10 protein-coding genes are annotated in these 13,005 nt (G+C 61.7%); 7 read left to right on the top strand and 3 right to left on the bottom strand.

The window, feature by feature from the left end; genetic code table 11:
- Positions 1–145: 145 nt before the first annotated feature.
- The 5 genes from QM649_RS19165 to QM649_RS19185 all read left to right on the top strand — a co-directional run bounded on the left by QM649_RS19165 (position 146) and on the right by QM649_RS19185 (position 8,528).
- Positions 146–2,353 carry a hypothetical protein gene (locus tag QM649_RS19165; protein ID WP_415200686.1) on the top strand — a complete coding sequence of 736 codons (2,208 nt, stop codon included), beginning with the start codon at positions 146–148 and terminating at the stop codon, positions 2,351–2,353.
- A gap of 30 nt (positions 2,354–2,383) precedes the next feature.
- Positions 2,384–3,634 (top strand): FtsX-like permease family protein, encoded by a 1,251-nt coding sequence (locus QM649_RS19170; RefSeq protein ID WP_415200687.1) that lies wholly within the window; start codon positions 2,384–2,386, stop codon positions 3,632–3,634.
- Between the two features lie 7 nt (positions 3,635–3,641).
- The gene (locus tag QM649_RS19175; protein WP_415200688.1) at positions 3,642–4,952 is read left to right on the top strand and encodes a zinc dependent phospholipase C family protein; all 1,311 of its coding nucleotides are present in this window, start codon (positions 3,642–3,644) and stop codon (positions 4,950–4,952) included.
- Positions 4,953–5,069: 117 nt separating this feature from the next.
- A complete protein-coding gene (locus QM649_RS19180) occupies positions 5,070–5,843 on the top strand; it encodes an ABC transporter ATP-binding protein (protein WP_415200689.1) in 774 nt (257 codons plus the stop codon).
- A 231-nt stretch (positions 5,844–6,074) separates the two neighbouring features.
- Complete coding sequence (locus QM649_RS19185; RefSeq protein ID WP_415200690.1) at positions 6,075–8,528, top strand: ATP-dependent Clp protease ATP-binding subunit; 2,454 nt, start codon at positions 6,075–6,077, stop codon at positions 8,526–8,528.
- A gap of 332 nt (positions 8,529–8,860) precedes the next feature.
- Here QM649_RS19185 and QM649_RS19190 read toward each other — a convergent pair whose 3' ends face one another.
- Both QM649_RS19190 and rpsD read right to left on the bottom strand, forming a co-directional pair.
- Complete coding sequence (locus tag QM649_RS19190; protein WP_415200691.1) at positions 8,861–9,103, bottom strand: hypothetical protein; 243 nt, start codon at positions 9,101–9,103, stop codon at positions 8,861–8,863.
- A 92-nt stretch (positions 9,104–9,195) separates the two neighbouring features.
- The gene (gene rpsD / locus QM649_RS19195; protein WP_415200692.1) at positions 9,196–9,819 is read right to left on the bottom strand and encodes a 30S ribosomal protein S4; all 624 of its coding nucleotides are present in this window, start codon (positions 9,817–9,819) and stop codon (positions 9,196–9,198) included.
- 315 nt (positions 9,820–10,134) lie between these two features.
- Here rpsD and QM649_RS19200 point away from each other — a divergent pair, with 315 nt between their 5' ends.
- On the top strand, positions 10,135–10,392 hold the full coding sequence (locus QM649_RS19200; RefSeq protein ID WP_415200693.1) for an antitoxin: 258 nt from the start codon (positions 10,135–10,137) through the stop codon (positions 10,390–10,392).
- 275 nt (positions 10,393–10,667) lie between these two features.
- The gene (locus QM649_RS19205; RefSeq protein WP_415200694.1) at positions 10,668–11,102 is read left to right on the top strand and encodes a PIN domain-containing protein; all 435 of its coding nucleotides are present in this window, start codon (positions 10,668–10,670) and stop codon (positions 11,100–11,102) included.
- A 73-nt stretch (positions 11,103–11,175) separates the two neighbouring features.
- On the opposite strand, the gene QM649_RS19210 is transcribed toward QM649_RS19205, so the two are convergent.
- A partial coding sequence (locus QM649_RS19210; RefSeq protein ID WP_415200695.1) for a M28 family metallopeptidase occupies positions 11,176–13,005 on the bottom strand: 1,830 nt, incomplete at its 5' end.

The raw sequence follows: 13,005 nt of genomic DNA on the forward strand, positions 1-13,005 counted from the left end.
ATTCCTGCCTTCCCACCCAAGCGGAGCCTGGATGGGGCACCCTGATCTTCGTCCCTGCTCAAGCCAGCTTCAGGCTTGGGTGGGCCACCCTCGGGATTACAAGACATTGGGGCCTTCCCCGCATCACTGCTAGACTTTCCCCAGCATGATGCGTCGCTCTCCGGCACTCTTCCTTCCTTTCCTCGCACTGCCTCTCCTTACTCCGTCTCTGCACGCGCAGGGGACCAAGCTGTGGCTGCAGTCCTCCTATGAGGAGCTCGAAAAGGGCAAGCCCGAGGGCGTGGCCATCACCAGCGATGGCCGTTTGATCGCGGGGCCGTCGACAAAGCTGGTTGCCACGACGCCTTCCACGTATGTGTGGTCGGTGGCCTCCGACAAGGAGGGCAATGCATATGTTGCGACGGGCAGCCCGGCCACGGTGCTGCGCATTACACCGGATGGCAAGACGACGAGGCTCTTCACCTCGAAGGATCTGAGCGTGCAGGCCGTGCGCGTGGGTCCGGATGGCGCGGTCTATGCGGCGACGCTGCCTTCGGGCAAGGTGTACCGGCTCGATCCGCAAGCTGCGGATCGCACGGAAGAGAATGCCACGGTGGTCTTCGATCCTGCAGCGATTGCGGAGAAGCCGAAGTATGTGTGGGACATGGCTTTCGACGCGCAGGGGCGGCTTTACGTCGCAGCCGGTGGACCGGCGGGCGTGTATCGCGTGGCTTCCGGTGGCAAGCCCGAGCTGTTTTTCAAGAGCGACGAGGAGCACATCCGCTCTCTGGCCTTTGCGCCCGATGGCGACCTGATCGCGGGCACGGATGGCACCGGCCTCGTCTACCGCATCGACAAAAGCGGTAAGGGATATGTGATCTACGACGCGCCAAAGCGCGAGATTACCTCGGTGGCAGTGTCGCCGCAGGGCGTGATCTATGCGGCTGCCGTGGGCGAGAAGGGACACAACTCGCTGCCGACCCTGCCGGTGCAGGGAAATGTATCTGTGACAGCGACAATTACGATTGTGCAGCCCGGATCGGTGCAGGCCTTCAACGGCAACACGGTGATCCCGGATGGATCGGAGATTGAGGAGATCGCCGCGAACGGAGCGCCGCGCAGGCTCTGGTCCGGCCACGACGATATCGTCTATGCGCTGCGTTGGACGCCGCAGGGACTGGTGGCGGCGACGGGCAATCGCGGGCGGATTTATCGCATCGAGGAAGACGGCACCTTCGCGGACATCGCGCATCTCGAATCCTCGCAGGCGACAGGCTTTGCGGATGCGCCGCAGGGAACGTGGGTGGCGACGGCGAATACCGGCAAGCTCTATCTGCTTTCGCACGGCGACGCTCCTGAGGGCACCTACACCAGCGATGCCTTCGACGCGGGTGTCTTCTCGCAGTGGGGACGCGCGGAGGTGGATGCAGCGGGTGCGGCTCCTGCATTTGAGCTGTATGCGCGCGGCGGCAACATCGAGAACCCGGAGCGCGGCTGGAGCGAGTGGAAGAAGGTCACGCCGAATGACGGTGCGATCGGGGTGCCCTCAGCGCGCTTCGTGCAGTGGAAGGCGGTACTGCATCCGGGTGCGGGGCTCGATTCGGTAGGTTTGAATTATCTGCCGGTGAATGTGCCGCCGGTGGTGGACGAGATCGTGGTGCAGACGGGCGTGCGCGCGAATACCGCAGGGATGATGCCGCAGATTCCGCAGCCGACGACGATCAATTTCCCCTCCACGCAGAACCAGGGCGGCATCAACCTGGGGCAGGAGCCGGGCAAAGAGCCGCTCCCGGGTACACGCGACAAGTCGGCTGTGACTGCGCGCTGGGCCGCGCACGACGACAACGGCGACGATCTTGTCTTCACGATCTACTATCGCGGAGATGGCGAGCAGAACTGGCAGTTGTTGAAAGACAAGGTCACGGACCGCTTCTATACCTTCGACGCATCGACACTGCCGGATGGGCCGTATCACCTGAAGATCGTGGCCAGCGATGCGCCTTCGCACAATCCGGGCGAGGCGTTGACGGCGGAGAAGACGAGCGAGCGGTTTGTCGTCGATACGACGCCACCGAATATCACCGGGATGACGGCGAAGCTTGCGGGCGGAAAGATCCACGTCGAACTTTCCGCGACGGATGCGGCCACGCCGATCGATCATGCGGAGTATTCCGTCGATGCCGGGCCGTGGCAGTATGTCGAGCCGACGGGGCACATCTCGGATTCGCTGACGGAGCACTATGCCTTCGACGCGGCGCTGCCTTCACCAACGCCGGGCCAGCCAGCGCCGGTGAATGCATCCGAGCATGTAGTGACCGTGCGCGTGTACGACCGCTACGACAACATGGTGGCCGCGAAGAGCCTGATCCGGTAGTGAATCCGGTAGAGAAGAGAAAGATTTGCAATGCGCTTTGAACTGTTTGTAGCCGCCCGTTATCTCCGCGCCAAGCGCCGCCAGGCGGTGGTGGGCGTAATCACGGTGATTTCGATTGTGGGCGTGGCGGTGGGCGTGGCGTCGCTCATCATCGCGCTGGCGATCACGAACGGCATGAGCCGTGACCTGCGCGATCGCCTCGTGAGCTCGACGGCGCACGTGGATCTACTGCGCGTGCAGAATGACGGCATCCGCAACTGGCGCGAGATGACGGACCGTTTGCGCAAGCTGCCGCACGTGACCGCCGATGCTCCGGGGCTTTATGAGCCGGTGCTGATTTCCCGCGGCTCACTTTCGGGCGGCGCGATGCTGAAGGGCATTATCCCCGCGGATGAAAAGACGGTGAGCGGCCTGCTCGATCATCTAAAGGCCGGCTCGGCCGCGGATCTTGCGCCGGATGCAGAGAACATCGTCAACGCTGAGGGTGAGGCCACGCCGCCGATCGTTATCGGCAGCGACCTCGCGGATTCGATCGATGCGACAGTCGGCTCGACGGTGATGGCAATCAGCCCGCAGGGGACACTGACGCCGTACGGCCTTCTGCCGAAGCTGCAGCGCTTTCGCGTCGTCGGCATCTTCCACTCCGGCTTTTATCAGTACGATTCGACCTTTGGATTCCTGCGCCTGAAAGATGCGCAGATGCTGTTCAGTGAGCCCGACCTGGTGTCGGTGATCTCCTTCAAGGTCGACGATCTCTATCGCGCGGCCACGATTGCGAAGGATATCGAACGGGTGGCTGGGCCGGGCTTCATGACGACGAACTGGATGGAACAGAACCGCGAGCTCTTCCGCGCGCTGCGTCTCGAGCAGGTGGTCACCTTCATCGTGATCGGGCTGATTGTCTGCGTGGCGGCGCTGAATATTCTCATCGCACTGACGATGATGGTGATGGAGAAGACCAAGGACATCGCGGTGCTGATGTCGCTTGGCGTGCGGCCTGCGCAGATCCGCCGCATCTTCCTGATGCAGGGTTTTCTCATCAGCGTGATCGGTACGATCTGCGGACTGATTCTTGGCTATCTCATCTGCTGGGCGGGCGGACACTATCGCTTTCCGCTGTCGGCGGAGGTGTACTCCATCGACTACCTGCCGTTTGCTCCGCGCCTTGCCGATGGCGTATTGGTAACGGTGCTTTCGCTGGGCGTCTCGCTGCTGGCGACGCTTTATCCTTCGAGCTCGGCGGCGCGGGTGCTGCCGGCCGAGGCGCTGCGGTACGAGTAGGCTTCCCATGCGTGTGCGCCGTCTGCTTTCGATCACGCTGCTGCTTGGATTGGCAGGCGGAGCCGCGCAGTCCAGCTTCGGCTACTCGGTGCTGACGCACCAGCAGATCATCGATCTCGCATGGCGTGAGTCGATCCGGCCGGTGTTGCTGAGCCGCTATCCCAACACGACGGATGCGGAGCTGCAGCGCGCGCAGTCGTATGCCTACGGCGGCTGCGCCATCCAGGACGAGGGCTACTATCCCTTCGGGCATGAGTTCTTCAGCCAGCTGACGCATTATGTGCGGACTGGCGACTTTGTTGCCGCGCTCATTCGCGATGCGCGGGATGTCGACGAGCTGGCCTTCGCGCTCGGGGCGCTCTCGCATTACGTGGGCGACAACTACGGCCACCAGGATGCGACCAATCCTTCCACGGCGATCGAGTTTCCCGATCTTGCGGCGAAGTATGGGCCGGTGGTGACCTACGACGAGAGCCCGCACGGCCATGTGCGGACGGAATTTGCTTTCGACGTAAATCAGCTGAGCAAGCGGCGCTTTGCGCCTTCGGCGTATCTGCAGCACATCGGGCTGCGGGTGCCGGCGCGGCTGCTGGACCAGGCGTTCTACGATACGTACGGTTTGCCGCTGCACAGTATCGTGCGCGACCGCCGGGCGGCTACGAGGAGCTACCGCTGGGCAGTACGGACCTTCGTGCCGGATTTCGCTTATGGCGAGGTACTGCTGCATCGCAAGAGCATGCCTGCCGACCTGCCGACACCGGATTTCGAGCTGTTCCAGAAGCGGCTGCAGGATGCGGATTTTGCCAACCATTGGGAGCAGTACCGGAAGAAGCCGGGAATCCGGACACATCTGGTGGCGTTTTTGATCCTGATCGTGCCGAAGATCGGGCCGATGTCCTATCTTGCGATTCGTGGGCCGAACCAGGAGACGGAGGAGAAGTACGTAGAGAGCGTGAACCGGACGCTGGCGCGGTACGAGGCGATTCTCGCGCGGCTGGATGCCGAGCCGGGGACGGATCCGGAGGCGGTCATGGCGCTCGAGAACCGGGATCTGGACACAGGGAATCCGGTGCGGCCGGGTTCCTATCCGCTGACCGACAAAACGTATGCCCGTTTATTGGACAAGCTGGTGAAAGAGGATACGGCGGTGCCGGAATCGCTGCGGCAGGATGTCGAGAACTACTATGCCGATCCGAATGCACCGATTGCGACACGCAGGAACGCGAAGGCGTGGCGGCGGGTGCAGGCGGAACTGGTGACCCTGAAGGCGATGCCGTCGGCGAACGGGACGCCGGCGCCGGTCCATGGTGCCGAATAACGGCTGAGCCCTGTTCCGAAAGAGAAAGGTAATAGGCCGCATCATTTTCCGGCAGCCTGGGTTGGAACGGTGCAAACGTTTCTTCCCCTTTTGCGTTTAAGAGTGATACAGGTAGATATGGAGCTTTCCTCGACAGATTCGTCGTTCACCCGGCAGGAGCTCCCTGCGCTGCGACCTTCCGCGCCCTCCGCTCATCCAAAGGCCATAGAAGTTGTTGGGTTGAGGAAGGAGTACACGACCGGGCGTGGCAGGCTGATCCTGTTCGACGGCCTGAGTTTCGAGGTGCCGGTCGGTGAGATGCTGGCAATTGTCGGGGAGTCGGGGGCAGGGAAAAGCACGCTTTTGCACATCCTTGGCGCGCTTGATAGCCCTTCGAGCGGTGACGTATACTGCGCCTCAATCCGGTTGAAGAATATGACCTCCAGCCAGGCAGCTACCTTCCGCAACCGCGAGGTCGGCTATGTCTGGCAGTTTCATTACCTTCTGCCCGAATTCACCGCCCTCGAAAATGTCGCCATGCCGCTGCTGGCCCGCGGGGAAAGCCCCTCGAAAGCGAACGCCGAGGCGCGGAAATGGCTGGCCGAGGTCGAGCTGGCGGACCGCGCGACACATCGGGCCGGAGAGCTCTCCGGAGGCGAACAGCAACGCGTATCGCTGGCCAGGGCACTGGTGACCGGACCGAAAGTGTTACTCGCGGACGAACCGACGGGTGATTTGGACAGCCGGACCGCGGGTGTAGTGTTTGATCTCATCGAAAGACTGCATCATACGCATCACCTGACCTCGGTCATCGTGACGCACAATACGGACCTTGCAGAGCGATGTAACAGGATTGTGCGCCTGAAGAAAGGGCGCCTGGAAGAAGTTTCACCGCGGACTCCGGCGAATTAGCCGGGCCCGGTGGGCGGCCGAGGGCGAAAGCCTTAGGCCAGATGGGGATTGGGTGCAGGGGATCGCATTCAGTCTCAAGGCCGTGCCAACCAAGCCTGACTCGAGGACCCACTTTTCGGTCCGGCACGGTGACTCAGCAGGATGGCTCACAACGCCCCCGATACCCGGCGGGAGAATCCGCAGGGACCGGTAGCGAGGCGGGCCAGGCCATGGGATTTTCCCAGGGGGAACATGTTCGAACGCTATACAGAAAAGGCACGGCGCGTTATTTTCTTCGCGCGGTATGAGGCAAGCCAGTTCGGCTCCCCGTACATCGAAACGGAGCACCTGCTTCTGGGGCTTCTGCGTGAGGACAAGGCGCTGACCAATCGCTTTCTCCGCTCTCACGCCTCGGTGGAATCCATTCGTAAGCAGATCGAAGGGCACACTACCATCCGTGAGAAGGTGTCCACCTCTGTCGATCTACCTCTTTCCAATGAATGCAAGCGCGTGCTGGCCTATGCGGCCGAAGAGGCGGAGCGCCTCTCGCACAAGCACATCGGGACCGAGCATCTTCTCCTCGGCCTGCTCCGCGAGGAGAAGTGCTTCGCTGCCGAAATTCTGCATGAGCGCGGCCTCAAGCTGATCGCGATCCGCGAAGAACTGGCGCGCACCACGCAGGAAAAAGCTCCGCAGCAGCAGCGCAACCGCGAATCGAGCCTGCTGGCCGAATTCTCGCGCGATCTTACGCAGGCGGCGATGGACAACCAGCTCGATCCACTGGTCGGCCGCGACCAGGAAGTTGAGCGGGTCGTCCAAATTCTTTGCCGCCGCACCAAGAACAACCCGGTACTGATCGGCGAACCCGGCGTGGGCAAGACGGCCATCGTCGAAGGTCTCGCGCAGCGCATCTCCGATGGCGACGTGCCGAGCTTCCTCGCCGAGAAGCGGGTGCTCGCGCTCGATCTCTCGCTGATCGTCGCCGGCACCAAGTATCGCGGCCAGTTCGAAGAGCGCCTCAAGACCATCATGAAGGAGCTGATGGAGAATCAGAACTCCATCATCTTTATCGACGAGCTGCACACGCTGGTAGGCGCCGGTTCGGCCGAAGGCTCGCTCGACGCGGCCAACATCCTCAAGCCGGCTCTCTCCCGCGGCGAGATTCAGTGCATTGGCGCGACCACGCCGGCTGAGTATCGCAAGTCGATCGAGAAGGACCGCTCGCTCGAGCGCCGCTTCCAGGCCGTGAAGGTGCCGCCTCCGAACGAGGAGGACGCGGTCAAGATCATCATGGGCATCAAGGACCGCTATGAGAAGTTTCACGCGGTCAGCTACACCGATGATTCGATCGAGTTCGCGGTCTCGCACTCGAACCGTTACATTCCGGATCGCTTCCTGCCGGACAAGGCGATCGACCTCATCGACGAGGCGGGCGCGCGCGTGAAGCTGCGCCAGACCTCGCTGCCGGAGGAGATTACCGAGGTCCAGAAGCGGATCAAGTTCATCGTTCACCGCATGGAGAACGCCATCGCGAACCACGAGTTCGAGAAGGCGCGCTTCTACTCGGACGAGGAGCGCAAGGAGCGCGAGAACCTGCGCGCGCTACGCGACAAGTATCACCTCGATGATTCGACCGCGGGCATCGTCTCGCGTGAGGACATCGAGGACGTGGTGAGCCGCTGGACCGGCGTGCCCATCACCTCGATCAAGGAAGAAGAGACGCAGAAGCTGCTGCGCGTCGAGGAAGAGCTGCACAAGCGTGTGATCTCGCAGGAGAAGGCCATCTCTGCCCTTGCCCGCGCGATTCGCCGCTCGCGCGCCGGCCTCAAGTCGCCACACCGGCCGATCGGCTCGTTCCTCTTCCTTGGACCTACGGGCGTCGGTAAGACGGAGATGGCGCGTACGCTGGCGCAGTTCCTCTTCGGTTCGGAGAAGTCGCTCATCCGCTTCGATATGTCGGAGTTCATGGAAAAGCATTCGGTTTCGAAGCTCATCGGTTCGCCTCCGGGCTATGTGGGCTACGAGGAGGGCGGTCAGCTGACCGAGCGCGTGAAGCGTTCGCCCTACTCGGTGGTCCTGCTCGACGAAATCGAGAAGGCGCACCCGGATGTCTTCAACATCCTGCTGCAGGTCTTTGAAGATGGTCAGCTTACGGACGGCCTGGGCAACACGGTCGACTTCAAGAATACGATCATCATCATGACCTCGAACATCGGCGCGCGGCACCTGCAGCGTAAGCAGGGTCTCGGCTTCCAGAGCGAGCGCGAAGAGCTGGTGATGGAGAAGATCGAAGAACTGGTCAAGAACGAGGTGAAGAGAACCTTCAACCCCGAGTTCCTGAACCGTATCGACGAGATCATTCTCTTCCAGTCGCTGACCGATGGCGATCTGATCCAGATCATCGAGCTGCTGCTGGCGCAGCTCAATGCCAACCTGGTGCAGAAGGCGATCACCATCTCGGTGACCGAGGATGCGAAGAAGTGGATTCTCGACAAGACGATGATCGACCGCAGCTACGGTGCGCGTCCGCTGCGCCGTGCCCTGCAGCGCTACGTGGAAGATCCTCTGTCGGAGGCGCTCATCGCTGGCGGTATCAGCGATCGTCCGGCCTTCCTCGAGGTCTATCTGGAGAACAACCAGCTGTACTACCGTCCGATCGGCAAGGAAGGCGCCGAGAAGACGGAGGGCATCCTGCTCTTCAGCTAAACAGAAGCACGAAAAAAGAGGCCCTGTTCACCGAGGTGGACAGGGCCTTTGTGTTGGAGGAAAGAACTGGCCGTAATGGCGGATCGCCTTCGGCGTACGCTCCCGCTGGTCGCGGTTGGGATTCGTGGGATTATGCCTGCTTCGCTGCCACGGAACTCTGCGGAGATTCCTGCTTCCACTCAGGCCAAAGCTGGGCTGGGGTGGGCCACCGTCGGGGGAAAGACCGCAGGCTCCTCTGCTGCGCGAGACGAAACTATCGCCCGCTTCGATCGGGATGCAATTCTTCATGCCTGATCGAAGCGGCGACAGCAGAGGAAATTGCGGATACAGACTTAGTGGGTGACCAGGCTCGGCTTGGCTACGGGGAGGGTGGTTCCTGTGCCGGCCATCTGCGATTCCATCAGCTTGGCGTAGCGGCGCATGGCGTCGCCGAGCATGCCGGCGGCCTGGGAAAAGGCTTCAGGCGAGAGGTTGAGGGTCACCGGGCCCACGCTCACGTGGATCGTGTTGCAGTCGCATACGCGTACACGGCCCAGTCCGGGCATATCGGCCAGAATCACGTTGACGTCGTTCATCTTTACTCCTGCTCTTCGGTTCGCGATGGAGGGGTTTGCAGTGAGACGGGCCGCATTTGCGCGGCCTCGTCCAATCGCTAGAGGAGTTGCAGTTAGACGCCGCGCTTCGCGTAGTATTCGGCGACCTGGTTGCTGTTGAACTCGAAGGGTACGTGCGCCACTCCGGGGATCGACAGGACCACGCCGCGGTCGGGCGTCGAAGGATTCTGGTACTGAAGAAAAGACGGCATGGTAAGCCGCGGCGCGCGCAGCGAAGACTGCACGACATCCATCTGGAGTCCGCGCTCCGAGAGCGAGATGACCTCGCCGGGACGCAGGATCATGGAGCCGATGGTCTGGCGGCGGCCGTTGACGGTCACGTGTCCGTGGGAGACGAGCTGGCGGGCAGCCGAGATGCTGCGCGCATACCCGAGACGGAAGACCACGTTGTCGAGGCGGCGTTCGAGGAGGCCGATCAGGCTGTCGATCCAGTTGCCGGCGTTGAGGGTGCGGGCCTTGCGCACAAAGCGGCGCAGCTGTTCCTCGCGAAGGCCGTAGTGGAAGAGCAGCTTCTGTTTTTCAATCAGCTGCAGGGCAAACTGGCTCTTGCTGCGTTTCTTGTTCCGGCCGTGTTGTCCCGGGGGAAAGTTACGCGTTTCCAGTGCTCCGGGCTTGCCCAGCCCCGGGAGCTCAATTCCCAGCGCTCGCTGGATCTTAAATTTCTTCCGTTCGCTCATCCGAGCTTCTCCTGCACGGACGACGTCGCGGGAGCGCCCAACGGGCACCGCCAGCTTTCATCGTCAATCTCTCAGGACAACCGCGGCGCTTCGCCAAAAGACTCCGCGGCCATCCCGACCTGAATTGAGACTAAATTGGTCCGCATTCCATTGCAAGAGGAAAAATGAAGAATTCCGGGAAAAGAAGAAGTGTCTTTTTGCCTGGAAGTGAGTGGTGAGTTGGCTTCTTTTATAGCAGTTTGGCCGTTTTTCAGGCGTCCATTCGGATTGACGCGTTTTTGCTGTATAGCTATGCTAAATAGCAGGTGGTGATTTATGTCCCAACTCACGAAAGCTCGCGTGTTTATGAACGGACGGAGTCAGCACGTCACGATTCCGGCGGAGTTTCGTTTCCGCAGCGCCCAGGTGACAGTTCGGCGTGACCCGTCGACTGGAGACCTGATTCTCTCTGAGGTGCCGGAGATCGAGGAGATATTTGCGGAACTCGATGCTGCGAAGATTCCGGCAGACTTTATGAGCGATGCCGATCGCGATCGGCGGCCCGCTGAGAAACGGCCGGAAATTGATCTCTAAGGCCACGCTGATCTGTTCCATCGAGGCTGCCCCTTCCGTGAGGCTCCATTGCGACCGCAGGGAGCATAGCGGGGAAGTTCTTGCCCCGGACATTCTCGATGTGCGCGAGACAGCAGGTTCCTCCACTACGCGAGACGAAACAGCTGTCTCGCTCCGGTCGGAATGACAGTCTTCCTATTGAAAATATTTCCCAAAGCAGGCGGTCAGAATATGCCGGTAAGGCCTGATAAGTTGAGCTCCAAGTTAAGAGGCTTCAGGGCAGACCGGGAGCGGCTGTGAGCACGCTCTATCTCCTCGACACCAATACGTTCAGCTATATCGTGACGGGCGTGTCGTCCGCTGCAAGAACCGAATTTCAACGATGGCTCGGCGATCCGGATGCGAAACTTTGCCTCTCCTCGATCACGGAGGCGGAAGTTCGCTATGGGATGGCGAAACGTGCGCTGGGTGCGGCCAGGGTCCGTGCGATTGAAAACCTCTTTTCGACGGTAGAAGTCCTTCCGTGGGACTCGAGAGCAGCGGCGGTATACGGGAAGGCGCGTGCCGAGATCGAGGCGCAAGGACTGGCCGTGGCGGCGATGGATATGCTGATCGGCGCGCATGCTGCAAGTCTGGGTGCGGTGCTGGTTACGCGGGACGCGATCTTTCATCGCATCGGGCCGGTGCTCGGTCTCTCTGCCACCGTGAACTGGGCAACCGATCTTTTGTAGCAATGGAGCGAGAAGACAGTAAGGGCAGGCACAGAAAATGCCTGCCCTTACTTGTTGCTCGATGACCGGCGATCTACTGCGCGGCCTTCTGCAGTGTGGCCGTTGCGCGCTGGATGGCGGAGGTCAGTGTGGCGAGTTGGGTCTGGGCCTGGTCGGCCTTCTTTGCGTCGAGCGCCTCGTTCACGCCGGGGATGACCACCGCTGCGTAGCCGGTGTATTCGCCGGGAGCGTAGACGGTGTGCTTGAACCACGGGCGGTTGGGCAGACCGGCGGCGTCGAGGAAGTCGCCTTCGGTGGCGCGGAGGCTGCTGTTGAACGCGGCTTCGTCGCCGGAGGGATGCTCCTGCTTTGCCTTGACGGCCTCCGCGGCAGCGAGGAACTGCTGCGTCGCGCTTTCCGCAGCGGTGGTGTCGAGGGGCAGTCCCGAGGACTGTGCCTTCTTCTTCGCGGCGCTGAGGTAGTCCTCGATCTCGTGGGCGTAGGTGACGTAGTCGTAGGGCAGGACGTCGGCGTCGGCCATGTGCAGCACTTCGAGGCCGAAGACGCGGGCCATCTCCTGCTCATAGACGAAGGTGGGATCGGCGTTCATGGTGAACCATGCGTAGTTGTCGAAGACCGAGTGATAGACGCCGTAGGGGCCATCCGAGCCGATATCGGACGAGGGCACGCCGAGGTGCTGGATAAAGGGCGTGTAGTCGGAGCCGGAGCCGAGGTCGCCGATCTCGACATCATTGTCGGTGTGCGCGTTCTGCTTGGAGACGTGCTCCTGCGCGCCCGGAGCGGTCCGCTGGTCCTGGCTCTTCTTCCACTGCTCGTAGACGCTGCCGCCCTTCGGGCTCGGCACTTCCTTCGTGACCTGGCGGATGAACTCTTTGAGCGAGGGGACGGCGTCGGCATTGAAGTTCGGGCCGGAGACGCCTACATCGGTGTTGAAGTAGGCGACGGCATGCCCGAGCGTGGCGGCGTTGTCCTCAGCCCATTCGGTCGAGCCGATGAGGCCTTCTTCTTCGGCATCCCAGCTGGCGAAGACGATGGTGCGCTTCGGCTTCCATCCCTGCTTGAGCAGTTCGCTTACGCCGTGCACGGTTTCGAGCATAGCGGCGGTGCCGCTGTTGGGATCGACTGCGCCGTAGACCCAGGCGTCGCGATGGTTGCCGGCGACGACCCAGTCATTCGGAGCATCGGAGCCGGGAACCTTGCCGATAACGTCCCAGATGGTGCGGTACTGATAATCCTGCTTGGCGACAAGGTGCACCTTGACCGCGTTCGCGCCGCCGAGGTGATAGGTGAAGGGCAGCGCGCCTTGCCATCCCTTCGGCACGGTCGCGCCTTTCAGGTTCTCGAGGATGGGCGCAGCGTCATGGTACGAGATTGGGATGGAGGGAATGGTGGGCTGGCTTGCGGCCTGCTCGGGCGGAATGCGCTTTGACATGGGAAGGTCGGGCGTCGAGGCGATACCGGGCGTGGTGGCGTCGCCCGGATATTTGAACATGTACTGCACGGAGCCGCGCTGCACGCCGGTATCCGGACGGAACGGGCCACCGGGATACTTGTCGCCGCGGAAGAAGCCGTCGTCGGCGGGATCGGAGTAGATGATGACGCCGGCCGCGCCTTTCTGCTGCGCGATGTAGACCTTCACACCACGGAAGTTCATGCCGTAGCGGACGAGGACGATCTTACCCTTGATGTCGATGCCGGAGTCGGCGAGCTTCTGGAAGTCTTCAGGACGGCCGTAGTTGGCGTAGACCACGTCGGCGGTGATGTTCCCGGAGGCGGACGAGCCGTTGAAGGGCATCACGACGCGGGGATCGTCCTGGTAGGGATCGTTCGATACATGCTCGGGCGTGGGGCCGGTCATGAGTTGCTTGCCGTCGGCAGTAGTGGCGACGATTTTCGACTCGAC

The organism is Silvibacterium sp. (assembly GCF_047605705.1).
Taxonomy (GTDB): Bacteria; Acidobacteriota; Terriglobia; order Terriglobales; family Acidobacteriaceae; genus Silvibacterium.

Coding starts and splice junctions, on each gene's coding strand:
- QM649_RS19165 (WP_415200686.1), top strand. CDS start 146: ATGATGCGTCGCTCTCCGGCACTCTTCCTTCCTTTCCTCGCACTGCCT.
- QM649_RS19170 (WP_415200687.1), top strand. CDS start 2,384: ATGCGCTTTGAACTGTTTGTAGCCGCCCGTTATCTCCGCGCCAAGCGC.
- QM649_RS19175 (WP_415200688.1), top strand. CDS start 3,642: ATGCGTGTGCGCCGTCTGCTTTCGATCACGCTGCTGCTTGGATTGGCA.
- QM649_RS19180 (WP_415200689.1), top strand. CDS start 5,070: ATGGAGCTTTCCTCGACAGATTCGTCGTTCACCCGGCAGGAGCTCCCT.
- QM649_RS19185 (WP_415200690.1), top strand. CDS start 6,075: ATGTTCGAACGCTATACAGAAAAGGCACGGCGCGTTATTTTCTTCGCG.
- QM649_RS19190 (WP_415200691.1), bottom strand. CDS start 9,103: ATGAACGACGTCAACGTGATTCTGGCCGATATGCCCGGACTGGGCCGT.
- rpsD (WP_415200692.1), bottom strand. CDS start 9,819: ATGAGCGAACGGAAGAAATTTAAGATCCAGCGAGCGCTGGGAATTGAG.
- QM649_RS19200 (WP_415200693.1), top strand. CDS start 10,135: ATGTCCCAACTCACGAAAGCTCGCGTGTTTATGAACGGACGGAGTCAG.